We start from the raw sequence: 24076 nt of genomic DNA on the forward strand, positions 1-24076 counted from the left end.
AACTGCCGCTTTAGCCCGCAGGTAAGGCCGCCTCAGTTGGCAGCCTACGCCGCTTTGACATGCACATTCAAAGCAACGTGGAGCACTAACCCACTATCCTGATTCTGCCCCAAAGAAACGGCCCCAGCGAGGGACCTAGGTGAACGGCTCCGGCAATGTCCCTGTGGGCACGGGGCCAACGCACCGGAGCCGTTCAGACACGCCCGTGCAGAGCGCGCTCTACACGGTACCGGGAAAAAGTGGCAATCGGCGATAGCGATCCCGGGGTACCCCTCACTGTGTCCTAATTTCCGATAGCGGGTAGCGTTCTTTATGAACAGGCGCGCCGCGCGCCAAATTGTTCATGCGTTCGGATCTCAGATGGCTCTTCGGCATTTACGAAAAATCCCCCGGCTTTTAAGGCCGGGGGTGGGAGTTTTTTCCTATGCATCAACTAAAATACCGGGACAAGCCCCGATGATTGATGCCTAGCACACCGCGGTTCCATCCATCCACAGAAATTGCCACTTTTTCCCGACTTCGAAACGACGGTACGTGCTACCAGCGATTCCGGGTCGGCTATCTCACTCAGCACGGGACGCCCGGCCCAGCTCATCGCCGGTCGTCTCGAGAGGGACGACCGGCGCGAGCGAATGCAGGTGTCCTAGTTTGTTCTTGCGACTGTCCTAACTAGGCCAGCACCGAGATTTCGGTACTGTCCGTATTTGAGCCCCCGATCCTAATTCGAATCCTAGAGTGTCCTAAATCGTTTAGCCGGAATGTTTGGGCCGTTCTCGGCAGGACTGCTGAGCCCGATGCACGGTCTTGGGCATAACGAGTTTCTATAGGGCGGCAAATTCGTTCCCTACGTGGTTCTCCGTAAGGCCATCAGCTATTGCCTACGCCATCTCCCCGTAGTTTCACGGATCAAATGTTACCCAGTGGCATATGTTGGGCTCGCGCTGGTTGTGGCAAAATACTGCTTGGCTTTATTGAGCAGTTCGGGGAGTGAGCCATGGCGGACTTTATTTTCACGGCGAACATTGCCCATTACGATCAACTGCTGTCGACGGAAACGGACCCGGCCAAGATCGCGATGCTACGCAAACTGCGGGCCGAGGAAGAAGCCAAGCTAGCCGAGTGGCACAAGCAAAATCCAACGCAGAAGGCGGGGTAAACTGAAATTCGTATCGTTGCCCGGCATGATGACTCTTCAAGAATACGAGGAGCTAGCAGCCAAGTACGAGCGGCTGATCGAGATGCTGCGCGATCCGCACGACCGTTACCAGCTTGAGAAGCTTGCCAATAGCTATCGCGCACTTGCTAACAGCGCGTCCGTTCTAGATCGATGTGCCAGGGTCCTCGAAGCGCTAGAACAGGGCCGGATGAAGTAAGGCCGCCTCAGTTGGCGGCCTCTTTCATTGCATGAAATCAGGCTCTTCATCGCCGTCTTGATCGGCAAGAATCTCTCTATCGAGGCTGTGAAGGCAGCCGCGCGCCGCTACAGCCCTGCCGAGGTAATAGCAGTAAGCCGTAAGAGAGAGAGAGAAGCGGGCCGGTTCGCACGGCTCCTGTCGTTCAGATCGCCAGCCTAAAGAAACGGCCCCAGCGAGGGGGCCAGTTCAAACGAGAGGGCCGCGTCACGCGAACGGCCCGACCGGGCAAATCTGAAAATCATCTGAACTGAAAACCTGCCCCGGCTCCAAAATCCTAGATCGCTTCGCATCCGCAGCAATTCCGGAAAAGCACGTAATGTCCCAGTTTGTTCTCGCGACTGCCCTGTTTCCGACGCTGGTGGCTAGTTTGAAAATCACAGTAGCCTGAATTGGTTGGGCCGCGATCTCAGTAGGACCACTGACCGGTATGCCCATAACAATTTCTATGGGGCGGCAAACTCGTTCCCTACGTGGTTCTCCGTAAGGAATGGCCCGGAGCTCTCAGTTGGGTGAACGGAGTTCCTATCTCGATTTGCGCACGATAAACTTGGATCCCCGGATAGGGGGACACCGATGAAGGACATGAAAGCGCACTTGGAGAAGCTTCGCGTCGAGGCGGAAGAGTGCGAGCTGATCAGCAAGCTGGCGACCAACCCAACCAAGAAAGAACTGTTCGCAAAGCTAGCAGCACATCACCGCACACTTGCCAATGAGGTCGAGCGCACAATGAACGAGTCGAAATAGGAACCTTACGCGAGGCTGACGATTAGAGTTCGCGTTCCGGACAGGAACCTAGAGCAAGGGGTGAATGCATGGGACCGAAGAAGCGCCGCCGTTATGCCCCGCAGGCAGATTTGCTCGAAGCGCGGCTCCTGGAGCGCGCTCGAGAGCTACGCGATCAGGCCGCAGCTCTACTCCCAGGTATCGAGAAAGACGCGCTATTGAAGCTCGCCCGCCAAGCTGAAGCTGGGGCGAGCATGACCGAATGGCTGCGCGTTCCTGGCTCTGCTTAAGAGGTGCCGTCATGCATGCACGCCACCATCATATCGATAGCGTAGAAATCGCCTTTGCCTGTACTGCGGCCGTGTCCCTTGCGGGCTTGATTGCCAGCCTTGCCTGGCTCTTTATGCGATGAAGCAAGGCCGCCTCAACTGGCGGCCGCTTTCGCGTCCCGCTCCAACCGCTTCTGCTGTCGTTTCAAGTCGTCCTCAAGCGCTTCCAGCATCGTCTCATCAATCTCGCCGCTCGCGACGAGCTTGAGATAGTCTTGCGGGTTATGGCTCACCGCCCGCCCGGCGCGAGTGGCCGGTTTTGGTTTTGCGAGTAGCCTCAAAAATAAGTCCCAGCGCCCCGGGGAAGAGCGCTGGGACTGAAGGCGACGGCGGACCGTGGGGGCAGGATTTCGCCCTCGCCAATTGCCTAATTTTCCCGACACTGAATCGTTCCTAAAGAGTGACCGGTTCTGAAATGGCGGTTGGACTGTTTCGGCCAGTACCGAGATTGCGCGCCTGGCCGGACCCAGGCCCCGGTGTCCTGAGCTAGAACCGGGAGTGTCCTCATTCGGATTAAGCGAACGGCCATCAATCGATATGCAGTTTGTGCCACGCACGCCGTATTATGCACGGTTCTGGGCATATAAATTTCGATGGTGCGCAATCTGTTCGCGGTCCTCCGGAACAAAACGCGACCACCCGCCAAGTTTGAATCCTGACTTGCCCCAATCCAGGATGACGGCATGCCCAGTTGGTCAAACCCCACGCCCGCAGCCGCCTCCACAACACGGAAGCCGCGCGCTAGTGACCGTGGCCGAACTCCGGGAATGGCAGGCGCACGGCATCGCGTGCGTGGTCCTCGACGTTGAAACCTGACAGGACGTGACCAGGATTGTACTGGCCCAGGCCGAGGCGGCCTCCGGATCGATGGCGTCAAGAAGCGGCCCCAGCGAGTGGGCACTGACCGGGGCCGAGTTGCACTTTGGTCGTCCCGATGCTGCCCGGCAGGAACAGCACCCGAACAAGCGATAACCCGGAGCGTGCTGCGCTCGTTCCTTTTCCAGCACGCCGGCGTGTGAACGCGGCCCGGTTTGATGTCGGACGCGCTCTGGCCTCCGATGGAACCAACCGACGTCATCACCCGGCCGATGTTCTCAGTAGGACTACCGAGGCGGCATAGTAAATGTTCTGGCCCCATCATTTTCCATGGGGCGCCATCCGTTCTTGCCGCTCGGCGCTCATCGCTTTGGGCCAACCTGAAAGGCGTCGCGCCAGCGCGGGCGAAGAGGTGATGCGCGAAGGTCAGTCGCTCAGAACATCGTCCGTGATAGCCAATTTGGGACATGCCCTTTGGCACAGATTGTATAGGCTTCGCGGTATCAGGATTTTGCACACCTTCCTGGGGCTAGGGCCAGCGCCGTCCGCATCTTTTTCAAGCGGGCGGCGTTGTGCTGTCGGGCATCCGATCGCGTGAAAAGGTCCGCAATCGCAAACGCAGAACGGGCTCATTTCCGGAGCGGCTGGCGTAATCCGTAGTTCTCCGGGCCAGAACAAAGTTCCGCGAACAGGCGGATCCGCCCCCGCCCCAACTGCCCCGGATTATCAACGAGTTACGAGCGGATTTGGCGATGCCGACGTGCGTTTGGCACAATCTGCATACTACCTTGGTACCCCTCCTGACCCCCAAGAAAACTACGTAGCCTTCACGGGAAGACTCGGGTTCCGTCAGTGTTCGTGACATTGGCTCGCCGGGCCGCACCGCGAGACACGGCGTGCCGCCGGCGGATGGATCTCCTTCGGGATCCATGACGACGCCCAGACGGGCGTCGCAGTTCACAACATCGTTGTACGGGTGTTAATCATTGCTACAACCTTTAGTTTAAATATCGACGACCGCCATTCCCTCGCGGAACCGTTCCAGATGATTCACAAGGGCGTCGAATTCAGCGTCACGCAGGTCACGGCCGGCGTCTGGAAATGGCGTTTCCAGATCGGCGATCGGGTCTACACCGGCAAGACCGAAGCGAAACTCGACCTGCTGGCGATCCGCCGCGTGCAGCTGCGGATCGACCGCGAGCTGAACAATCTCGGGCTGGGACGGCCCCGCGGGCAAAGCGATCAGGATTGAGGCGCCGGCTGGATTGGCTCCGCTGCGCCGGCCAACAGGCCGCGCTTCAGTCCGCGCTGGCCAGCCGCCGCATCGTGAACTCGATCTCCCCGCCGGGCAGCTCGCGCCAGCTCTCGACCGCGCTCATATAGGCGGCCTTCGGATAGCGCTTGAGAAAGGCGCGCGCACGCAGGCGGGCCTGATCACGCGGCAGGCTGAAGGTCTCGCGCAGATAGCCGTCATCCGGCCGACGCCGCGCGGCCATCCGGCTGGCGAGATCGCGCGGACGAAACACCATTGCCGCAACTCCGGACCAACTGACGACGCCCCCAATATAGGGGCGGCGCCGGGAGAATCCGAGTCTGCGGCAACCGGCGAAGCCGGCCCGAACGGGGCTTACTGGCTGCGCTGCGCGGAGCCTGCAGGCTGCGCGGAGCTACCGGTCTTGGTCTTCGGCTTGGCCGGGTGGGTGGCCGCCTTCGGCGCATCGCTGCGCACCGCGCCCCAAGGATCGGACGATCCCTTGGCATCCGGGATCTTGCTCAACGAGTCCTTGTAGGCCCGGTCTCTGACCGCGTCCTGATCCTTCTCGTCCTGGGTCTTGGTCTTGACCTCAGGCATCAGATTGACGTTCGGCATTTGCGCATAGGCCGGCGCCGACAGCAGCGCCGCGACCGCGACTGCGCACAAAACTCTCATCACAACGCTCCCTGCATTTTCGCCAGCGGTATATCACCGCAAGAAAGCGGTCGCCAAGCGTGTCTGGCCAGCGCGCCCGTCCCTGCCCTAGAGGTGATCCGACTTGCAGGATTTCGGCGACTGCATCCAGTCGTCCCAGATCGGACCGCATCGCGTGCATCCGCCAAGCGCAAGTCCGATCGCAAGCACCCCACCCAGCAGCACCAACCTGCGGAACATGTACGCCCCCGCCACTGACGAGGGCGAATTGGGCGCCAAAACTGGGGCATTTTCAAGCCGGGCACGGCGCTTGCAGCGCGGCGCAAACGCCTCGGAGCGCATCGGAGCGCAGCGGACGCGCGACGGTTTGACCGGGCGGCTCGGCAAATTACAGTGCGCAACAAAGCAGAAAAGGAATCGACGACATGACTTTGGCGATGAGCTGGGACGAATGGACGCGGCACGACGGAACGGCGCTCGCCGCGCGCGTCCGGAGCGGCGAGCTGACGCCCCGGGAGCTGGCGGCGCAGGCAGCCGTCGCGGTCGCCAAGGTCGATCCGGCGCTCTCGGGCGTGGTCGAGCTGTTCGACGACGTGATCGCCGATCCCGCGCGCGACGGCGCCGATCTCAACGGCCCGTTCGCCGGACTGCCCTTCCTGATGAAGGATCTCGGCCCGACCTTGAAGGGACGGTTGCAGGAGATGGGCTCGCTGATGATGCGCGGCAACCGCGCCGCAGCCGACACCTTCCTGACCACGAAGCTGCGCAAGGCCGGCCTCAATCTGATCGGCCGCACCACCACGCCGGAGTTCGGGGTCTGCAGCTCCGCCGAGAATCCCGCGGTCTATGTCACGCGCAATCCCTGGAACACCGACTACACCACCTGCGGCTCGTCGGCGGGCAGCGCGGCGATGGTCGCCGCCGGCGCCGTCCCGATCGCGCATGCCACCGACGGCGGCGGCTCGATCCGGATTCCCGCCGGCGTCAACGGCAATATCGGACTGAAAGTGTCGCGCGGCGTGTTCTCGCTCGCGCCGCATCTGTCCGACCTCACTGGCCTCGTCTCGATCCAGGGCTGCCAGTCCCGCACGGTGCGCGACACCGCGGCCTTCGTCGACGCCTGCCGCGGACCTGCGCCCGGCGAGTTCATGCCGTTCTGGACATCGCCGGAGCCGTATACAGCGATGATCGCGCGCGACCCCGGCCGGCTCAAGATCGCGCTGTCGCACACCTGGGGCGACTATCGCGCGACGCCGCATATCACCGCCGAGCTCGAGCGGGTCGGACGCTTCCTCGAAGGCCTCGGCCATCAGGTCGATTACGCGCTGCCGTCGCTCGACTACGCGGAAGCCTTCGCGGCGCAGACCACCTGCTACATCAGCAATTTCGCCGTGGTGATCGGCAACATGCTCGCGGCGCGCGGCCTGACGCGGCCGCCGGCGGAGCTGATCGAGCCGATCAATATCCGGATCTGGGAGCACGGCCGCGACACCAGCTTCGCCGACCGCGCCCGCATGCAGGCCGTCTTCAACACGACCGCGCGCGGCTTCGGCGCCTTCTTCGAGGACTGGGACATCATCCTGACGCCGATCACGGCGCTGCCGACGCCGAAGATCGGCACCACGGAATATCTCACCATCAGCGATAACCCGTCGGTGCTGGACTGGTTCGGCAATCTCTGGCGCAACTTCGCCTTCACGCCGCTCGCCAATCTCTGCGGCATCCCGGCGATCTCGCTGCCGCTCGCGACCAACGAGCACGGCCTGCCGCTCGGCATCCAGGCGATCGGAAAGCAGGCCGATGACGGCCTCCTGCTGCAGCTCGCCGCCCAGATCGAGCGGGCGATCGACGGCAAGTGGAATGCCGGCAAGCGGCCTGGCGTGCATGTCACGCGCGATTAGGCGATAGAATAGAGAACGATAAATCAACAGGGGAAACGGGACGTCATGCAGCAGGCCGGTGAATTCGGGATCGACGAGGCGCGACGGGTGCTTGGCGACGTCTTTGCGCCGTGGGTGCAGGATCTCAATCTGTCGATCGAGCAGTTCGAGTTCACGCCGCCGCCCGGCAACGCTGCCGATTGGCAGCCCGGCGCCATCCTGCGCATGCCGTTCTCAGAACGGCTGTGCCGCAATGGCGGCATCGTCTGCGGCCAGGCGCTGATGGCGTTCGCCGACACCGCGATGGTGCTCGCCAACCTCGCGGCCAACAAGGGCTACCGTCCGATGACGACGGTCGACCAGACCACCCATTTCATGCGCGCGGTGACCGCCTCCGACGTACTGGCCGACGCGCGCGTGGTGCGGCTCGGCCGCACCATGAGCTTCGGCCGCGTCACGCTATCCTCCGCCACCGACAACAAGCCGGTGGCGATGGTGTCGAGCGCGTTCGCGATGCTGCCGGGATAGAGCACGATCCGGAAACGCGCGCGCGGCGAGCGCAAGCATGACATCGTGCGCGCGCGTGCTCACGTCGTTTCGGTGCACGCATTGAGAACCGATGTCGCTGAACCGATGTCGCTGATTTGTCATGCAGCGCGCAACATGCGCGCCGCCGCACTACGCCGCAGCGACGCGACGCTTCCTGCGCCAACGCCAGAGCAACCCGATCAGCACGATCAGCACCACACCGGCCGCGAGTGCCTTCGCGGTAAACCGTCCACCGGGACGATCGATCAGACGCGTCCACAGCGACGCGCTCTCGCCCTGACGCGGCAGACGAAACGCGACGACGCTGTCGCCGATCGATGTGCCGCCCTCGGAATGGCCGCCGGCGCCGATCACGACATACTGCTCGCCCTTCCAGAGATAGGTCATCGGATTGGCGACGCCCGGCACCGGAAGCCGGGCGAGCCACAGCTGCTTTCCCGACTTGACATCGAATGCGCGCAGATAGGCATCCATCGCGCCGGTGAACAGCACTCCGCCCGCGGTGATCGCGACGCCGTTGACCAGCGGCGTGCCGGTATTGAGCGCGATGCCGAGCGGCGCGACATCCTCGCTGGTGCCGACCGGCGAGTGCCAGAGGATCTTGCCGGCCTTCAGGTCAACCGCCACGGTCTCGCCCCATGGCGGCGTATTGCACGGCGTCCCGATCGCCGTCATCGCCAGCGCCCGCGACATCGCAAACGGCGCCCCCTCCTGCTGGCCGAAATCATGGCCGGGCGGCGGGTTGAAGCCCCTGGCCTGATCACGCGGAATCAACGTGATGACGTGCGCGGCATGACTGACATTGGCGAACAGGATCTGGTTGACCGGATCGAACGCGGCGCTGCCCCAGTTCACACCGCCGCCGGTCATCGGATAGACGATCGTGCCTTGCGTCGACGGCGGCGTGTAAAGTCCCTCGTTGCGGGATTGTGCAAGCAACTTCGTGCAAGTCGAACTCCGGACGCCCGGCAGCAGGCCGCCGATGTCATCCGCGGTCATGCGCTGCGTCAGCAGCGGCGGCACGTGGGTCGGGAACGGCTGCGTCGGCGAGAGCTGCTCGCCCTCGGCGCCGTTCTGCGGCACCGCGCGCTCCTCGACCGGCCACACCGGCTTGCCGGTGTCGCGATCGAGCACGAACACGAAGCCCTGCTTGGTCGGCTGGATCACGACGTCGCGCATGCCGTTGCCGGTGTCGATCCGCGCCAAGGTCGGCTGCGCCGGCAGGTCGTAGTCCCAGACGTCGTGATGCACGGTCTGGAATGCCCATATCAGCTCGCCGGTCTCGATCCGCAGCGCGACGACGGAATTGGCGTGCTCGTCATTGCCGGGGCGCTTGCCGCCCCAGAAGTCGGGACTGGGCGATGTCGTCGGCAGGAACACCAGTCCCCGCTCCTCATCCACCGACATCGGCGCCCAGACGTTGCTGTGGCCGGCCTCGATGCCGCTGTGCACCAGCGGATCGAAGGTCCAGCGCGGCTGGCCGGTCCGTGCATCGAAAGCCCGCACCGCGCCGATCGGCGCGTCGACCCTGCGGTTGTCGCCGATCGCGGACCCGACCACGACCACGCCGTGGCCTGTCACCGGCGCCGACGTGATCTGAAATTCGCCCGGCCATGCGAGCTTCATCCCGGCGTCGATCTTGATCTCGCCGGCATTGCCGAAATCGGCGCAGGGCTTGCCGGTCCTGGCATCGAGCGCGATCAGGCGGGCGTCGTTGGTGCCGGTGAAGATGCGTGACTTGCAGGCCGCACCTTCGGCCGCACGATCATCCGTCCAGTGCGCGACGCCGCGGCAGACGAAGCGGTTGGCCGGCCGCTGCGCCATGCTGATCTTCGGATCGAAACGCCATTTCTGCGCACCGGTGCCGGGATCGAGCGCGATCACTTCGTTGAACGCGGAGCAGAAGATCAGGCTGTCCTCGACGAACAGCGGCGTCACCTCGAACTTGGTGCGCTTCATGACCTCGGGCGGGCGAGCATCGAGATCGCCGGTGCGGAATTCCCAGCCGCGGATCAGCGTGCCGACATTGTCCGCCGTGATCTGCGTCAGCGGCGAGAAGCGTTGTCCCCCGCGATCGCCTCCCCAATACTCCCAGGCGAGCGCCGGTTGGATGCAAAGCACCAGAGCGGCGAGCAGGCGAAACAGGGACCGCATTGCGTCCTCCCGCAAGACGCGATCATCGGACGCCGCATCTCATGCGGGAAAGCCTTTACGCGATTGGCGCCTCAGTATCCACCCCTGTGGTAGCCGCCGCCATAATTGCCGCGATAACCACCGCGGATGCCAATCCCGATTCCGATCGGTGGTCCGACAGGCTCGTAGACCACGGCCGGCGGCGGCCGGCGCACCACCACGACGTCGTCCTCGACCACGACGCGCGGCGGCCGCTTGCCTGCACGCCGCGGCGGCGGATCGGGAGCGACGCGCTTCTTAGCCGGCGCCGCGGCCTTCTGCTGCTCCGGCGGCGCGGCGTTGCACGGACAGGCCGGCGCCGCCAGCGCGACATTGGTCGCGGGCACGCTGAGCGCGGTGGCCGGCGTCAGGTCGGGACGGTAACGCAACCGTTCGATCATCTTGCGCGCGGTGGCCGTGAGATCGCTGTCGGGATACAGCACGAGGAAGCTGCGATAGGCCGCCGCCGTGTTGGCGAGTACGGCGTCGTTCCACGCCACCATGCGACGATGCCGGTCGAGCCAGTCGCGCGCCTGCAGGCCGCGCGGCGTGCCGGCGAAAACAGCGGCAAAGGCTTCATAGGCTTCGTCGGTACCGTCAACCACGATCAGTTCGTTGGCAGCCTCGATCGGCTTGCCCTGCAAGTCGCGCTTCCATTCGTCGACGGTGCGCTTGGCCGCGGCCGGCGCCGGTGCCGGTGCCGCTGCTGGCGTTGCTGAGGGACCTGCCATGAAGCGGAAGTCGTCGGTGAGCGACGAGGAGTCCCACGGTGTCTGGCGGCCATCGGTCGCCTTGTTCACGGCAAGACGGACACGCTTGAACGTATCCTCGATCGGGATCCCCGGCTCCTTCGCCGAAGCCAGCAACGCGGTCGTGTACGGGCTGTTGGCGCCGCTGCCGTCCTCGGCCTCGGCGCCCGGTGACGTCGAGAACGACACGAAGGTGCCGGGCGCACCGATCCTGGCGTCGACGATGGCAAGCCCGTGCCCCGCGGTCTTGCTGAGTTCCGGGAACGGATTGTTGCGGCAGGCATCGAGCAGCACGATGCGCATCCGGCTCGGCACCGAGGTCAGCGTATTCAGGATGTCGTTGAGACGAACCGCCTGGATCGGAATGTCGGCCTCACGCTTCGGATCGATGTCGACCGGCACCAGATAGTTCTCGCCATCGATCTGCAGGCCATGTCCGGCATAGAACACCAGCGCTACGGTGTCGGCGCCCTTCGCCGCCACCTGACCGGCGAAATCGCTGATCCGTGCGCGCATCTCATCCTGGGACAGATCGGATGCCGCGGTCACCGCAAATCCGGCGTCGGTCAGCATCTGCGACATGGCCTTGGCGTCGTTGGCCGGATTGGGCAGCGCGGGCACCGACTTGTAGGCGGACTGCCCGATCACCAGCGCCAGGCGGCTTTCCGCCGATGCCGGCGCCGCACCGAACAGGATCGCGGCCGGAACGATCAGGCTGAGGAGCGAACGGCGCAACATGGCGGCCTCCGACAAATGACATCGGAGATGGGTCGAAAGCCGTCAGGTGAAGGTTCATGCCGTGCGGCAATGTGCTGCCGCCGACTTCGATGATAGTGTCGAGACGTCGCAGGAACCCGATGCGCCCTCGACGAGCGCCGGCTGTTCGGCTGACTATTTCGGTTTCTTGGCCGGATCGGTGGCCGGCTTGGTGACGCCCCAGGGATCGTATTTCTGCTTGGGCTCGGGAATCCGATCGAGCGCGGCCTTGTAGGCCTTCTCGTCGATCTTGGGCTTCTGCTCCGTCTTCCTGTCGTCGCCTCCGCCGCCTCGCCGGCCCTGGGCCAGGGTCGGTGTCGCGATCAGCGCCAGAATGACGGCAGCAACCGTGAAGCGTTTCATGTCAGTCTCTCTCCCCCGCAGCCGTAGAAACATCCGGCAACACCTCTACCCCAGGATAACTTGTCGCTCGACATTTGTTGATCGACAAAGCGTCGCGCGATGCGAATTCAGCCCCACCAGGGGGGCGCAATCTTGACGGCGGTACATTAAATTCGCCGGATGGGACAGGGACCAGTAAAACTGGCGGCGGTGCTGGCCGGCGCCGCCTTCATGTTGAGTGGCTGTGGGCTCGCGGATAGCCACGCGGTGTGGCCGGAGATGTTGAAGGTCAAGTCGAGCGAGCCGGCGCCGCTCGAGACCCCTCCGGATGTCAAGCGGCTGGTCGCGGGCAAACTGGACTCGGTGTTCACCGCGGGCTCGCAGCCGTCCCATGTGCGGGTCTCCGCTCCGCTGCACGACCCGCGCGGCACCGGCTGGACCGCCTGCGTGCGCGCCGAACTGACATCTGTGATCGGCAAGCCGCTGGGGACGCAGACCTATCGCGTCTTCATCAGTGAGGGCGCGATCTTCGATCGCCGGCAGGTGGAAGCCGACGACAATTGCGTGACCGAGACTTACGAGCCGGTCGAGGGCGCCGTTACGGCAGACGCGCAACGAAGCGCCAAACCCTAGTCTGAGACTCGGCATGCGCCGGCCAAGCCTGATCGCGCATGTCGTGCGGGCCCATGTCGATCGTCGCACGAAACTCCGCTCGCAACGCAGATCAGACGTTGCTGACGCCGCCGTCGACCACCATGTCGGAGCCGGTCATGAACGAGCTCTCGTCCGAGGCCAGGAAGACCGCTGCTGCCGCCAATTCCTCGGGACGGCCGATCCGGAGCATCGGCGTGTAGTTGGAATACATCTTGCGGATCGCGGCGGCTTGCTCGGGCGTCGACGCCTGGGAGTCCATGATCGGCGTGTCGACCGGCCCCGGGCTCAGCAGGTTGGCGCGGATGCCGCTGTCCTTGAACTCGGCCGCCCAGGTCCGCACGTAAGAGCGCACCGCCGCCTTGGTGGCGGCATGGGTCGAGTGGTTCGCCAGACCCATATAGTGCATGGCCGAGGACACCAGGATGATCGATCCTCCGCCGCCCATCATCGGCAGCATCTTCTGCACCAGGAACAGCGGCCCCTTGGCCATCAGGTTGAACGTGCGGTCGTAGTGCTCCTCCGTGATCTCACGCAGCGGCACTTGTTCGGTGAAGCCGGCGTTGGATACGACCACATCCACCCTGCCCTTCGCCTTGCGAACCGTCCCGGCGACACGTTCGAGATCATCGAGCCTCGACGCATCCGCCTGGATCGCGGTGACGCCGCCGCCGATCAGCTTTGCCGCCTTGTCGAGCGCGTCCCGGCGGCGGCCGAAGATGAACACATCCGCGCCTTCCCTTGCGAAGCGTTGCGCGATGGCGAGCCCAATGCCGCTGTTGCCGCCGCTGATCACCGCGACCTTGCCTTCCAATCTCGACATGTCAGTTCCTTTGCGTTGCGCACCCGGATCGTCCGGAGACCCTGCAGCTAGGCGCGCCCGCACCGGCCGCTCAGTGCGGACATGCGCACACCGGTGGTGCAAGAATGATCCGGACGACAGGCGTTGCGGGTGGTTTCTCGCAGGACCATCCTTTTCGTGCGACTGCGGGCGGCTCGGTCGCCGCGATGGTGCGATCGCCGGCCCGCATATGCTGAACGCCCCGTTAACATTACCGCTCGAATTGCCGGATGACCTCAACGGCATTTTCCATTTCTTTCCGCTAGCGTTGCCCCCGATGAACGCAAGGCCGATCAGCCTCGCGGACCGGGGAAACAGGGACGTGGCCGATATTGCTGACCAGGCAGTGATCCGCCGTGCATCGCGCAAGGATGCCACGGACGATCGCGCGTTGCCGCCGCTGTCTGCGGCGCCGGTCGGTGCATGGCGCGCACTTGCCGAGCGCGCGATCGAGCCCAATGGCTACTATCAGGCAGACTGGGAATTGGCGGTCGATGCGTCTGCGCGCGGCCGCACCGGCGCATCGCTGCTCAGCGCCGCCGGCGATGCCGGGCAATTGATCGGGCTGCTGCCGGTCGTGCCATTTCGGCGAATCTATCGGATCCCCCTGCCCGCACTGGTCGGCGCCGAACCCTACGGCACGCTGTGCACGCCGCTGCTGGATCGCGACGCCGCCGAGCAGGCCGTCGGCCAGATGTTGCAGCAGGCGCGCAACGCGGGCGCGCATGCACTGATCCTGCGCACGATGTCGCTCGACGGCCCGGCCATGGCGGCGATCCGAACGGTGCTCGCAAGGGATGGATTGCAGCCGCGCCTGCTGAGCACCTATCAGCGCGCGCAGCTCGATGCGACGGGCGATGCCGACGATTTGCTGCGCGACGCGCTCGGCGCGAAGAAGCTGAAGGAGCTGCGGCGCCAGCGCCATCGCCTGTCCGACCATGGCGCGGTGCGCTTCGACGTCGCCCGCACGCCGCGCGCCGTTGCAGTGGCGCTCGAGACGTTCCTTGCGCTCGAAGCCGGCGGCTGGAAGGGCCAGCGCGGCACCGCGCTCAGCCAGCATCCGGGCGACGCAGCCTTCATCCGCCGCGCAACGGCGGCGATGGCCGAGGCCGGGTGCTGCGAGATCATCACGCTGCATGCGGGCGGTACGGCGGTCGCAGCCGGCATCGTGGTGCGCCATCAGGACCGTGCGTTCTTCTTCAAGATCGGCATCGACGAGCGCTTTGCGAAGCATTCGCCCGGCACGCAGTTGACCCTGGAACTGACGCGCCATCTCTGTGCCGATCCGGCGATCAATTCGGCAGATTCCACCGCGGCGCCCGGCCATCCCATGATCGACCCGATCTGGCGCAGCCGCTTCGCGATCGGCGACGTGCTGCTGCCGCTGCGGCGCCGCGATCCGCTGGTCGGCGCCATTCATGCCGCGCTGACCCTGAACAATGTCGCCTACGAGGCCGCGCGGAGCACCGTCCGCTTCATCCGCAGCCGGCGCGGCAAGCCCGGCTAGCACACCCCCTCTTACACAACCCCGCGCGGACCGGTAGGCTGCAGACAACGGCCTTGAGCCGATGGCGTCGTGATCGGGCGTGAATGTGACGATCCAGCAATGCTACGTCCGACAGGACACGTTGACCGACCCTGGCGAGTTCGCCGGCGCATATGACGATTTGCCGGAGACGATCTCTGGACTACGCGAGGTTGTCTCGGGGCTGATCGTTCATGTCGCGTTGGCTGAGCGGTACGGCATCCCGCCTGACACGCCGATGGTCAGGCAAACCCAGCCGGTCGCGGATCGCTTGAAATCGATCCAGGCGTCGTTCGCCGGATCGCTCACCGCGGCACGGCCGCCGCGCAGTCGCACGTTCGGTACCTGTCGCGACTACGCGCTCCTGCTGTGCAGCATGCTGCGAAGCCGGTCGATCGCGGCGCGGGTGCGCTGCGGCTTTGCCACCTACATCGGCGACGACATCTATCACGACCACTGGGTCTGCGAATACTGGTCACCGGCCGACAAGCGCTGGCGGCAGGCCGACGCGCAGCTCGATGCGCTTCAGATCGACCAACAGCAAATCACGTTCGACTGTACGAACCTGCCGAGCGATGCATTTCTGACGGCGTCGCAGGCCTGGCGACTGGCGAGGAGCAACGCGGTTGCGGCCGGTGCCTTCGGCCATGCCCCGACCACCGGCCTGTGGTTTCTTCACGTCAACGTCTACCGCGACCTGCTGTCGCTCACGAACCGGCAAATCTCCGCCTGGGATGGCTGGCGCGACGCCCCGCCGGGCGGCAAGGTCCTGAAGGTCGACGCGCTTGCCGAGCTCGACCGGCTGGCCGAACTGGTCACGGCGTTCGAGGACGGCGCGGCGCCATTTGCCGTGCTGGATGCGGCGGCATCACGCTGCCTGACGCCATCCTGGCTTTCGTAATGCCCAGGCGCCGCATGGTTTACCCTTTCGTAGCCATGCTGACACATCAAGAAACGATCGGCTCCGCCGTCAGGTTGGTGTCAGCCGGCCCTTTTAGCGTCGCGATGCGCTGTTTCTCAGGCGGCGCATGCCCTTGCCTGGAAAGCCTCATCCGATGGAAACGTCGGGTGAGGCTTTCTGCGCCAGTGTCCCTTACTGCAACGGCGAGTGCGGCGCCGGCAGCATGATGGTCGAGTGCATCTCCTCGAGCAGCAGCGTGCCCTTGCCCAGGAATTCCTGCCAGGCCGGATCCTTCAGCGCGGCGCCGCGCGCAGCAGCGCGGGCGTTGAGATCGGGATAGGCCCAGATGTGGCAGACCTCGTTGGGCTGTCCGGAATCGGTGTGCCAGAGGCCGACGATCTTGGAATATTTCTCGCGCTCCGGCATCACGCCGGTGATCAGGTCGAGCCATTGCTTGACGCCGCCGAGCGGCTTGGCGCGGTAGTTGCGGAATTCGTAGATGTTGCCCTTGGTGGCAGGCGCCACCGGCGGAATGATTGCATTGAGCAGCCGAACCTCCTGACGCACCAAGAGCGGACGGATCGCCGGAATGTATTCGCCGGTCCAGCGCGGATTCTTCGAAAGCTCGGCGCGCAGCCGGGTCCGCTCGTTGAGATCGGCGTAGCTCCACATGTGCATGACCTGATTGAGCGGTCCGATCTCGGTGATCCAGTAGCCTTCCAGCTTGCCGAAATTATCGCCGCGGATATCGCGCGAGATCGTGCTCGCCGCCTTCACCATCTCACCGACGGCTCCCGGACGGACCGTGTAGGTGCGCAGCTCATAGATCATGGTTGTCTCCCTGATTGTTTCCGATGGACGATGTAGGCAAATGAAAAAGCCCGGCGCGAGCCGGGCTTTCGATGGTGCTCGCGGACTACTCCGCTGCCTGTGCGTTGATCTCGGCCGAGACCTGGCGGATGGCGCGGGCGAGCTGCTCGGCCGGCTGGGCGCCGGAGACCGCATATTTCTGCGCGAACACGAAAGTCGGCACGCCGGAGATGCCCTTCTCGGCAGCCTCCTGGGCCTGCGCCGAGACGAGGGCGACATCCTCGTCGGTGGCTAGACGCCTGCGCACATCGTCGGCGTCGAGACCGACATCGGCGGCCGCCTGCACCAGCACGTTGACATCGGTGAGATCACCGCCGTCGCGGAAGTACAATTCCATCAGCCGCTGCTTCATCTCGGCCGCCTTGCCCCTGGCCTCGGCCCAGTGGATCAGGCGGTGGCAGTCGATCGTGTTGGGCTGGCGTTTGACGAGCTCGGGATGGTAGGTCAGCCCCTCCTCATTGGCGGCGGCGACCACGCGGCCGGCGATGCCCTTGTAGGCCTCGACCGAGCCGAACTTGGCGGTCAGATATTCGTCGCGGCTGATGCCCTCGCGCGGCACCCAATTGTTGAGGAAGAACGGCCGCCAGTGCACCTCAACCGGCACGTCGGGCACCAGCTTGAGCGCGTCCTCGATGCGATGCTTGCCGATGTAGCACCAGGGGCAGACGACGTCGGAGACGATGTCGAGGCGAAGCGGCTTCAGATCGCTCATGGCAGGGGTTCCCGGCGGAAATGGAACCCCAAAGGTAGGCAGAAAGCGCCCCGAGACAAGCCGCTATTTCATACTGGCTGCCATCTGCCGCATCCGCTCGGCGGTCAGTTCATCGGCCGGGAAAAACGTCTCCAGCGCCAGTTCCTGCAGGGTGATGTCCACCGGGGTGCCGAACACCATGGTGGTCGAGATGAAGCTCAGGATCTCGCCGTTGAGTCGCAGCTTGAACGGCAGCGCGACATTGTTGTCGGTGGTGATCGGCGCCGAGCGCGCCGGGATCGGATAGGACTTCAGGTCCTGGTAGAGCTTGAGCAGCTCCGGGTCGGCCGTGGCCTCGCATTGCCGGTGCAGCCGCTCCAGAAGATGCGCGGCCCATTCGGCGAGGTTGACGGTGCGCGGCGCGAGGCCCTCCGGGTGGAACGCCAGCCGCAGGATGTTGAAGGGCTGGCCGAGCAGCCGCTGCGGCACGCCCTCGAGCAGCGGCGCCACCATGCGGTTGGCCGAGACCAGATTCCAGTGCCGGTCATAGGCCAGCGCCGGATTGGGCTCGTGCGCCTTCAGCACCAGGTTGATCGCCTCGCGCGCCGATTTCAGCGCCGGATCCTCCAGCGAACGTTGCGGGAATGCGGGCGCGAAACCCGCGGCGACCAGCAGCACGTTGCGTTCGCGTAAGGGCACGTCGAGGCGCTCCGCCAGTTTGAGGACCATGTCGCGCGACGGCGCCGAGCGGCCGGTCTCGACGAAGCTCAGATGCCGCGCCGAGATCTCGGCATCGACGGCAAGGTCGAGCTGGCTGAGATGGCGGCGCTGCCGCCACTCGCGCAGGTGCTCGCCGATCAGGACGGGTTTTGCGGGCTCGGCCCGCGCCAGGGATGCATGTGCGTTCATGGTGCAAAACCTACCATGCGGAATTCGCCCGTTCCATTACGCCTGAGGTAATCGAATTGGCGTGCAGGGCGGCTCATCTTCCACGGCACAGGAGATGACCATGCTGATGCTGTCCCTTTTCCGCGCCTTCGCCGCCCTGCTCCCGTGGCTGGTCCATCTGGCCACCTGGCTGGTCGCGCGCTCGCTCAACCTGCCCCAGCCGCTCGTGCACGCGACCGGCCTGTTCGTGTTCGCGCAGGTCTACGCGGTCGAGATGAGGGTCGGCAAGGCGCTGTGCCCGCCTCGGCTGTGGCGTCAGCTGCAGTCCCTGTTCCGCTGACTAACCCCGTCCCAACCCAAGGAGAATGCTGCCATGATCCATTCGTCCCCGCTGCTGCGCCGCGCTTTGCTTGCCGATGCCGTGTTCAGCGGCGTATCCGCGGTCGCAATGGTGCTCGACACCAGCACGCTGGCCTCGCTGCTCGGCCTGCCGGAAGCGCTGCTGCGCGAGACCGGGCTGTTCCTGATCGCCTACACCGCGCTGGTCGGCTGGCTCGGCGCAAGGACCTCGCTGCCGAAAGGCCCCGTGATCCTCGTGGTCGCCGGCAACGCGGCCTGGACGCTCGCCAGCATCGCGCTGCTGCTCTCGGGCGCGGTGTCGCCGAACCTCTTCGGCACGATCGTGATCCTCGCCCAGGCGATCGCCACCGGCGTGTTCGCCGAGCTGCAATATGTCGGGTTGCGGAGGAGCGGAGCGATGGTTACGGCGTAGAATCCAGTTCTGTAAAAAAGCACCCGGCGCGCCAGACCTGTGTGGGGGGGGGCGGTCTGAGCGCGCCGGGGAAGAACTAGGCCGCCTCGGTCGCGGCCTGAACGGCCGTCGCATATGCCGCGAGCCGCTCGTAGTCGGCGGCCTCCTGCTTGAGCGCGGCCACCCGATGCGCCGGTGCGTCACCCGCCCTTGCCCTCGCGCATGTCGCACATTGCTGCCAATGGACCGGGTCGTACGCCTCGCGCGGTGTGATGGGGGTCTGACGCTGATTCCGAAGGCAATTGTCCGTCCTCGACATTCTGCCGCTCCCGAACGTTTCTTAGCGTCTTGCTTCTGCTTGTCCGCATAGGATAGCCACCCGAACGTCGGCGGTGCGATCCAAGATTTGTGCAGATTTGTCGGAGTCCTGCGCGCAGAGCAGCGGCGGTCCCTGTTTTGATCCAACTCAATGAAATGTGGCCGGGACTGATAAAAATGCGCCCCCAAGACTTGGTCCACGCATGCAGCTTCCGCAGAAAACGATCCTCGTTATCGAAGACGACCCAGACGTTCGAAGAGTATTAGCCTCGGGTCTGGTGGCGGAAGGATTCACCGTGACCGAAGCCGCGAGCCGGGAGGCGGCGATCAAGCTGCTGGAACGCTGCCCCGTCGATCTGATCACGCTCGACATCGGACTGGGCTCGGATGACGGTTTGCAGCTGGCCCGCGAGATCAGAACGACGATCAACGTGCCGATCCTGATCATCACGGGACGGGCCGAGCCGATCGAGCGTGTCCGTGGGCTCGAACACGGCGCCGACGACTATGTCACGAAGCCTTTCCATATTCGCGAAGTCATTCTGCGCGTCCGCACCTTGCTCGGCCGCTACGATGACTCGCGGGAGAACCAGCGCGCCACGCTCGATGCCTACAGCTTCGACCATGCGATCCTCGATCTTCGGCGCCGCGTGCTGCGCCGGCTGGACGGAGACGTCGTTGAGCTGACCGAAACCGAAATCAGGTTACTCGAGCTGTTCCTACGTCATCCCTCACGGGTGCTCTCGCGTGACGAGATCAACACCTTCCTCCGAGGCCGTGACTGGTCGCCGCTCGATCGTACGCTCGACGGCCATATCGCCCGCCTGCGACGCAAGATCGAACCGCTCTCGGATACACCCCATCTGATCAAGAGCGTCAGAGGGGTCGGCTATGTGTTCTGCGGATAGCACACATTCAGGTTGTCGGGGGCGGTCTCTCTGCGAGCGCCTGTTGAATGCAGCGGGCGAGCTGTTCACGACCGTAGGGTTTGAGCAGCAGCGGGGGTCCGTCGCTGGACTCGGTCGTCTTGGCCTCGCCCGGATAGCCGCTCGTCAGCACGACCGCCGTCCGCGGCCGGTGCGCGCGGATCCATCGCGCAAGCTCATACCCCGACATCCCGGGCATCACCACGTCGGCGAAGACGAGATCAATCGCTCCATCGCTTCGTAATGTCGTCACGGCTTCTTCCCCGGCGCGCGCCTCGAGTGTGACATAGCCAAGCGCTTCCAGACGCTTCATCGCGATCTCACGCACCTCGTCATCATCATCCACGACCAGGATGGTTTCGCCGTCCCCCAACGGAATCGATACCGGATCGACGAGCTGCGCCGATGTCACGGACTCGGCGCGGGGAAAATGCAGCGTCACGGTGGTGCCCTCTCCCTGCACGCTGGCGATCTTCGCGAAGCCTCCGGCAAGCTTGGCGAGATTCCTGACCGTCGTCAGTCCCAATCCCGTGCCTCGGCCCGGCTTCTTGGTCGAGTAGAACGGATCCCAGACCTTGTGGAGAACGTCGGCCGTCATCCCTTCGCCGGTATCCGTAACGGAGAGGCACACGTAGTGGCCAGGCGCCGCCGTGCGAGCCCCTTCCGTCACATGCATGTTGCGCGTGGTGATCGTGATGCTGCCGCCCTCCGGCATTGCGTCCCGGCTATTGGCGGCCAGGTTCAGAAGCGCGCTGCATACCTCACCCGCAGGAACCCGCGTCAGCCAGAGTCCCTCCAGGAGGTCAACGCGCAACGACCACTGGCCCGCGACGAGACTTTCGAGCAGCGGCATCATCTCGCGCACCACGTCGTTGAGTGAAACGATCTCCCATTCGCCTTCGGGTTTCCTGGCGAGCGCCAGCAGCCGCTTGGTCACCGTGGAAGCGAGTTTTGCGGCCTGGAGCGCGCGCTCGACGAGATGCTGCGCCGCGCGATCGCCTATTCGTGGCTCGGCGAGTTCAAGGTTTCCCAGAATGACCGCAAGCGAGTTGTTGAAATCATGGGCAACGCCGCCTGCAAGCAGTCCGATCGCATCAAGCCGCTGCCTTTCGGCCACGAGCCGTTCGGCCTGCTTCCGCTCGGTCACGTCCGTGAGTGTGCCGCAATAGAGCTGCGCACCGTTCTCGTTGCGCCAGATGGTGATCGCGAGCTCCGCGGGAAACACGGCGCCGCTCTTGCGCTTGGCGGACACCTCGCGGCCGATACCGATGATGCTCCCCTGGCCGGTTTCGGCATATCGACGCAGATAGTTGTCGTGTGCCATCGCGTCGGCTTCCGGCATCAGGAGGCTCACGTTTCTCCCCAGCAACTCGCTCAGCTCATAACCGAAGACGGCGAGCATCGCCGGATTGACAGCCTCCATCGTTCCTCGCGCGTTGATCAGGACGATCGGATTGGGCGCCGCCTCGAACATCGCACGGTAGCGATCCTCGGAGGCGCGCAGCAGCTCGCGATCGCGCTGCAGCTCTTCTTCGGCCGCCTTTCTGCGGGTGATATCTTCGGTGAGGATCAATATTCCGCCGATGCCGCCGTCCGGTCCGAACCAGGGCCGGACGTCCCACCTCAGCCATTGCACGGTCCCGTCAACGCGCTCGAACCTGTCCTCCTCCGAGCTGCACGATTCGCCGTTCATTGCGCGCTGGTGGATCACGCGCCAAGCCTGCGGAATCTCGGGGAAGACTTCGTAGTGTGACCGGCCCTCGATCTTGCCGCTCAGCCCGTAATCGTCGATCCAGCGCCGGCTCGCCGCCAAGTATCGCATCTCGCGATCGAACATGGCGATCGCAACGGGTGCATACTCGACGAAGCCGCGAAACTGATCACCATTGGGAGAACGGCGTGGCTCCACTACCGCTCCCTCGTCCGCTCGAGCCGCCATTATGCCTCCGGGCGAGCAGACTACGTTGGAACCTCAGTGCTTGCTTGACGCGGATCAAACCTCTTGCAAGCGCACAAATCTGCACAAAGATCGGATTCCGATTCATCGGCCAATCCGCGATATTGACTGCATGTTGCGATGCAGGACCGGGAATTGTCTCGGATCGCAATTTGAAGTGCGCAACTAGGTGGTGGCTGGGGCAACCCTGTTACTAACCGTCCACCGAATGGAGGCCGCCTTGCTGGCGGCCTCTCACTCGGCTCATTGCGACGCATAGGGTTGCGCGATGTCGTCACCGACCTGTTGCGCGCGAAGCTCGGACCAGGGCGCTGCGACCGATTACACAGCGCTCGTTTCTGCTCGCCTGTAGCGTTCGCCCACCCCCAGCATCACGCGCTGTCCGCTGGCAACGCCCATCTCCAGGCTTGCGGCGATGCGCCGTGCGCGTTCGATGAAATGAACCGCGGCAACCGGCGGGCACAGTTCATGTGCAGTCGCCTCGAACAGCTCGAGCCAGCGATCGAAATGCGCGGCATCGATCGGCAGCGGCATGTGCATGACCATCGGCGTGCCGTGATAGCGCCCGGTCATCAGCGCGACCGAGGACCAGAACGCACACATCTGCGCCAGATGCGGCTCCCAGTTGCTGATTTTGGCCTCGAATACCGGGCCGATCATCGGGTCGTTGCGGACCTTGGCGTAGAAGGCGTGCACCAGCTGCGCGATCATGGCCTCGGTGATCCCGGTCCGCGCGACGATCTCGGCGGTGATCTGCTCGCGGCGCTCTGCTCCTGTCATCGCTCATATCCTAAATATGCATTTCAAATACCTATTTAGACTGCTATAGCTGATCCGCCAAGTGCTGATTTCGAAGGGCTTCCATGCGCCTGACTTCGTTCACGGATTTTGCGCTCCGCGCCCTGATGCGGCTGGCCGGCGAGCCGGACCGCTCGTTCGCGACCAGCGAGATCGCGGCGGAGTTCGGCATCTCCCGCAATCACCTCGCCAAGGTGGTGCGCGACCTCGCAGAGGCCGGCTTCATCGCGACCCAGCGCGGCGCGGGCGGCGGGTTTTCGCTGGCGCGGCCGGTGGAGACCATCACCCTCGGGCAGGTGGTCCGCGCGCTGGAAGGCGGCAGCGCGCTGGTCGAGTGTTTCAGGGATGATGGCGGGGATTGCGTGCTGCTGCCGCGCTGCCGGCTGAAGGCGAAGCTCGCCGCGGCTCGTGAGGCCTTCATGCGCGAGCTCGACGGGACCACGCTGGCCGAATGCGCCTACCTGCCGCGCCCCGCGCGCCATCCGGCGCGCGCATCATGACGATCGTCGAACAGGATCAGTCTCGGAACTCAGGCCTGCAACGGACGCGCGGCGCCGCGCTTTGAAGGGACCGCGCGCTTGCCGGCAGCGGCAGTGAGACTGTGGCCGTTGAGGTGCTTGCCGTTCAGGGCCTTGCCATTCAAGGTCTTGGCGTTCAGGGCCTTGGCGTTCAGGGCCTTGGCGTTGCCGTTTGCCTTGGCGGCCTGCTTCGCGCCGGCCTTCCTCTGCCCGGCCCGCTTCTCGGCCTCGCGCTTCGCCTTCCGTTCGGCCTTTTCCTTCAGCCGCACCCGCTCCGCCCGCGCCTCCGCGCGCTTCTTCTTGCGCTTCTTCTCGCAGGCGTCGCACTTGCAGCCGATCGGCTTCAGATACGCTTTGAAGTAGTCGGTTCCGTAATCGTAGTTGATCTCGTCGCCCGGCTCGATGTCCTTGATGGCGCGGATGAACACCTTGCGCTTGCGCGGCTTGACGTCGGATTCCGCGTTCGGCCGGCAGGCGTGGTTGATGTAGCGGGCGACGTTCTCGCGGACCGAACCGTCGATGGTCCAGCGGTTGGTGAGCTCGAACAGGTATTTGTTCTCGATCGCGTCCTCATCCTTCTTCTTCGAATCGAGCAGCGGCCCGAAATAGCGGATGATCTTGGTGCCTTTCTTGATCGGCTTGGTGGCGAAAAGGCCAAGGCCGGTGCGGGAACGGCCGACGCGATAGGGCTTGTGCGATAATGATGCGGGCATGATGATCGAGGCTACGGCACGCCGGGGCGCACGCGACAAAGTTGCGAAGCCGCCCTTCTAGGACGATTCCGCGCGCCTGTCAGGTGTT

General features: G+C 64.4%; 28 protein-coding genes. 14 read left to right on the forward strand and 14 right to left on the reverse strand.

Annotated features, from left to right (window positions below; all coding sequences use genetic code 11):
• Positions 1-994 precede the first annotated feature (994 nt).
• The 4 genes from CK489_RS41965 to CK489_RS34120 all read left to right on the forward strand — a co-directional run bounded on the left by CK489_RS41965 (position 995) and on the right by CK489_RS34120 (position 2428).
• Positions 995-1156, forward strand: coding sequence for a hypothetical protein (locus CK489_RS41965; protein WP_198961096.1), 162 nt, complete (start codon positions 995-997; stop codon positions 1154-1156).
• A 25-nt stretch (positions 1157-1181) separates the two neighbouring features.
• Positions 1182-1373 carry a hypothetical protein gene (locus tag CK489_RS34115; RefSeq protein WP_050629139.1) on the forward strand — a complete coding sequence of 64 codons (192 nt, stop codon included), beginning with the start codon at positions 1182-1184 and terminating at the stop codon, positions 1371-1373.
• 615 nt (positions 1374-1988) lie between these two features.
• On the forward strand, positions 1989-2159 hold the full coding sequence (locus CK489_RS41970) for a hypothetical protein (protein WP_198961097.1): 171 nt from the start codon (positions 1989-1991) through the stop codon (positions 2157-2159).
• A gap of 68 nt (positions 2160-2227) precedes the next feature.
• Positions 2228-2428: a hypothetical protein gene (locus CK489_RS34120; RefSeq protein ID WP_050629138.1), complete on the forward strand. Its 201-nt coding sequence runs from the start codon at positions 2228-2230 to the stop codon at positions 2426-2428.
• 134 nt (positions 2429-2562) lie between these two features.
• Here CK489_RS34120 and CK489_RS41105 read toward each other — a convergent pair whose 3' ends face one another.
• Positions 2563-2748: a hypothetical protein gene (locus tag CK489_RS41105; RefSeq protein WP_143278289.1), complete on the reverse strand. Its 186-nt coding sequence runs from the start codon at positions 2746-2748 to the stop codon at positions 2563-2565.
• Between the two features lie 1580 nt (positions 2749-4328).
• Here CK489_RS41105 and CK489_RS34125 point away from each other — a divergent pair.
• Positions 4329-4535 carry a hypothetical protein gene (locus CK489_RS34125; RefSeq protein ID WP_050629137.1) on the forward strand — a complete coding sequence of 69 codons (207 nt, stop codon included), beginning with the start codon at positions 4329-4331 and terminating at the stop codon, positions 4533-4535.
• A 46-nt stretch (positions 4536-4581) separates the two neighbouring features.
• Here CK489_RS34125 and CK489_RS34130 read toward each other — a convergent pair whose 3' ends face one another.
• The 3 genes from CK489_RS34130 to CK489_RS34140 form a co-directional block, all read right to left on the reverse strand.
• Positions 4582-4812, reverse strand: coding sequence for a hypothetical protein (locus CK489_RS34130; protein WP_050629136.1), 231 nt, complete (start codon positions 4810-4812; stop codon positions 4582-4584).
• A 98-nt stretch (positions 4813-4910) separates the two neighbouring features.
• Positions 4911-5213, reverse strand: a complete 303-nt coding sequence (locus tag CK489_RS34135; protein ID WP_050629135.1) for a hypothetical protein — start codon at positions 5211-5213, stop codon at positions 4911-4913.
• Positions 5214-5300: 87 nt separating this feature from the next.
• Complete coding sequence (locus CK489_RS34140; protein ID WP_050629134.1) at positions 5301-5432, reverse strand: hypothetical protein; 132 nt, start codon at positions 5430-5432, stop codon at positions 5301-5303.
• Positions 5433-5617: 185 nt separating this feature from the next.
• Between CK489_RS34140 and CK489_RS34145 the strand changes: the two genes are divergently transcribed.
• Both CK489_RS34145 and CK489_RS34150 read left to right on the forward strand, forming a co-directional pair.
• Positions 5618-7093, forward strand: a complete 1476-nt coding sequence (locus CK489_RS34145) for an amidase (protein ID WP_198961098.1) — start codon at positions 5618-5620, stop codon at positions 7091-7093.
• 45 nt (positions 7094-7138) lie between these two features.
• Positions 7139-7600, forward strand: coding sequence for a PaaI family thioesterase (locus CK489_RS34150; protein ID WP_050421254.1), 462 nt, complete (start codon positions 7139-7141; stop codon positions 7598-7600).
• Positions 7601-7750: 150 nt separating this feature from the next.
• Here CK489_RS34150 and CK489_RS34155 read toward each other — a convergent pair whose 3' ends face one another.
• The 3 genes from CK489_RS34155 to CK489_RS34165 all read right to left on the reverse strand — a co-directional run bounded on the left by CK489_RS34155 (position 7751) and on the right by CK489_RS34165 (position 11661).
• Entirely contained in the window at positions 7751-9775 is a 2025-nt protein-coding gene (locus tag CK489_RS34155; protein ID WP_095735376.1) for a pyrroloquinoline quinone-dependent dehydrogenase, read from the reverse strand.
• 71 nt (positions 9776-9846) lie between these two features.
• On the reverse strand, positions 9847-11280 hold the full coding sequence (locus CK489_RS34160; protein ID WP_095735377.1) for a caspase family protein: 1434 nt from the start codon (positions 11278-11280) through the stop codon (positions 9847-9849).
• A gap of 153 nt (positions 11281-11433) precedes the next feature.
• On the reverse strand, positions 11434-11661 hold the full coding sequence (locus tag CK489_RS34165) for a hypothetical protein (protein ID WP_050629131.1): 228 nt from the start codon (positions 11659-11661) through the stop codon (positions 11434-11436).
• Between the two features lie 159 nt (positions 11662-11820).
• Here CK489_RS34165 and CK489_RS34170 point away from each other — a divergent pair, with 159 nt between their 5' ends.
• A complete protein-coding gene (locus tag CK489_RS34170) occupies positions 11821-12273 on the forward strand; it encodes a hypothetical protein (RefSeq protein WP_095735378.1) in 453 nt (150 codons plus the stop codon).
• Between the two features lie 91 nt (positions 12274-12364).
• Here CK489_RS34170 and CK489_RS34175 read toward each other — a convergent pair whose 3' ends face one another.
• Positions 12365-13114 carry an SDR family NAD(P)-dependent oxidoreductase gene (locus CK489_RS34175; protein WP_095735379.1) on the reverse strand — a complete coding sequence of 250 codons (750 nt, stop codon included), beginning with the start codon at positions 13112-13114 and terminating at the stop codon, positions 12365-12367.
• A 340-nt stretch (positions 13115-13454) separates the two neighbouring features.
• Here CK489_RS34175 and CK489_RS34180 point away from each other — a divergent pair, with 340 nt between their 5' ends.
• Together CK489_RS34180 and CK489_RS34185 are read left to right on the forward strand one after the other, a co-directional pair.
• Entirely contained in the window at positions 13455-14639 is a 1185-nt protein-coding gene (locus tag CK489_RS34180; protein ID WP_095735730.1) for a GNAT family N-acetyltransferase, read from the forward strand.
• A 121-nt stretch (positions 14640-14760) separates the two neighbouring features.
• Positions 14761-15558: a transglutaminase domain-containing protein gene (locus CK489_RS34185; protein ID WP_143278290.1), complete on the forward strand. Its 798-nt coding sequence runs from the start codon at positions 14761-14763 to the stop codon at positions 15556-15558.
• A 192-nt stretch (positions 15559-15750) separates the two neighbouring features.
• On the opposite strand, the gene CK489_RS34190 is transcribed toward CK489_RS34185, so the two are convergent.
• From CK489_RS34190 to CK489_RS34200, 3 genes are all read right to left on the reverse strand, one after another.
• Positions 15751-16389: an NIPSNAP family protein gene (locus CK489_RS34190; protein WP_050629127.1), complete on the reverse strand. Its 639-nt coding sequence runs from the start codon at positions 16387-16389 to the stop codon at positions 15751-15753.
• A gap of 85 nt (positions 16390-16474) precedes the next feature.
• Positions 16475-17140 carry a DsbA family oxidoreductase gene (locus tag CK489_RS34195; protein WP_050629126.1) on the reverse strand — a complete coding sequence of 222 codons (666 nt, stop codon included), beginning with the start codon at positions 17138-17140 and terminating at the stop codon, positions 16475-16477.
• Between the two features lie 63 nt (positions 17141-17203).
• Positions 17204-18028 (reverse strand): helix-turn-helix domain-containing protein, encoded by an 825-nt coding sequence (locus tag CK489_RS34200; RefSeq protein WP_050629125.1) that lies wholly within the window; start codon positions 18026-18028, stop codon positions 17204-17206.
• Positions 18029-18122: 94 nt separating this feature from the next.
• Between CK489_RS34200 and CK489_RS34205 the strand changes: the two genes are divergently transcribed.
• The 3 genes from CK489_RS34205 (at position 18123) to CK489_RS34215 (ending at position 19984) form a co-directional block, all read left to right on the forward strand.
• The gene (locus CK489_RS34205; RefSeq protein ID WP_095735381.1) at positions 18123-18347 is read left to right on the forward strand and encodes a hypothetical protein; all 225 of its coding nucleotides are present in this window, start codon (positions 18123-18125) and stop codon (positions 18345-18347) included.
• Positions 18348-18380: 33 nt separating this feature from the next.
• Positions 18381-18779, forward strand: coding sequence for a hypothetical protein (locus tag CK489_RS34210; RefSeq protein ID WP_095735382.1), 399 nt, complete (start codon positions 18381-18383; stop codon positions 18777-18779).
• A gap of 500 nt (positions 18780-19279) precedes the next feature.
• Entirely contained in the window at positions 19280-19984 is a 705-nt protein-coding gene (locus tag CK489_RS34215; protein WP_095735383.1) for a response regulator transcription factor, read from the forward strand.
• Between the two features lie 7 nt (positions 19985-19991).
• On the opposite strand, the gene CK489_RS34220 is transcribed toward CK489_RS34215, so the two are convergent.
• Both CK489_RS34220 and CK489_RS34225 read right to left on the reverse strand, forming a co-directional pair.
• Positions 19992-21941 (reverse strand): hybrid sensor histidine kinase/response regulator, encoded by a 1950-nt coding sequence (locus CK489_RS34220; RefSeq protein ID WP_095735384.1) that lies wholly within the window; start codon positions 21939-21941, stop codon positions 19992-19994.
• Between the two features lie 339 nt (positions 21942-22280).
• Complete coding sequence (locus CK489_RS34225) at positions 22281-22739, reverse strand: group III truncated hemoglobin (RefSeq protein ID WP_095735385.1); 459 nt, start codon at positions 22737-22739, stop codon at positions 22281-22283.
• A gap of 83 nt (positions 22740-22822) precedes the next feature.
• Between CK489_RS34225 and CK489_RS34230 the strand changes: the two genes are divergently transcribed.
• The gene (locus CK489_RS34230) at positions 22823-23257 is read left to right on the forward strand and encodes an RrF2 family transcriptional regulator (RefSeq protein WP_095735386.1); all 435 of its coding nucleotides are present in this window, start codon (positions 22823-22825) and stop codon (positions 23255-23257) included.
• Positions 23258-23286: 29 nt separating this feature from the next.
• Here CK489_RS34230 and CK489_RS34235 read toward each other — a convergent pair whose 3' ends face one another.
• Positions 23287-23988 carry an SET domain-containing protein gene (locus tag CK489_RS34235; RefSeq protein ID WP_095735387.1) on the reverse strand — a complete coding sequence of 234 codons (702 nt, stop codon included), beginning with the start codon at positions 23986-23988 and terminating at the stop codon, positions 23287-23289.
• Positions 23989-24076 lie beyond the last annotated feature (88 nt).

This window comes from Bradyrhizobium sp. UFLA03-84, assembly GCF_002289535.1.
Lineage (GTDB): Bacteria > Pseudomonadota > Alphaproteobacteria > Rhizobiales > Xanthobacteraceae > Bradyrhizobium > Bradyrhizobium viridifuturi.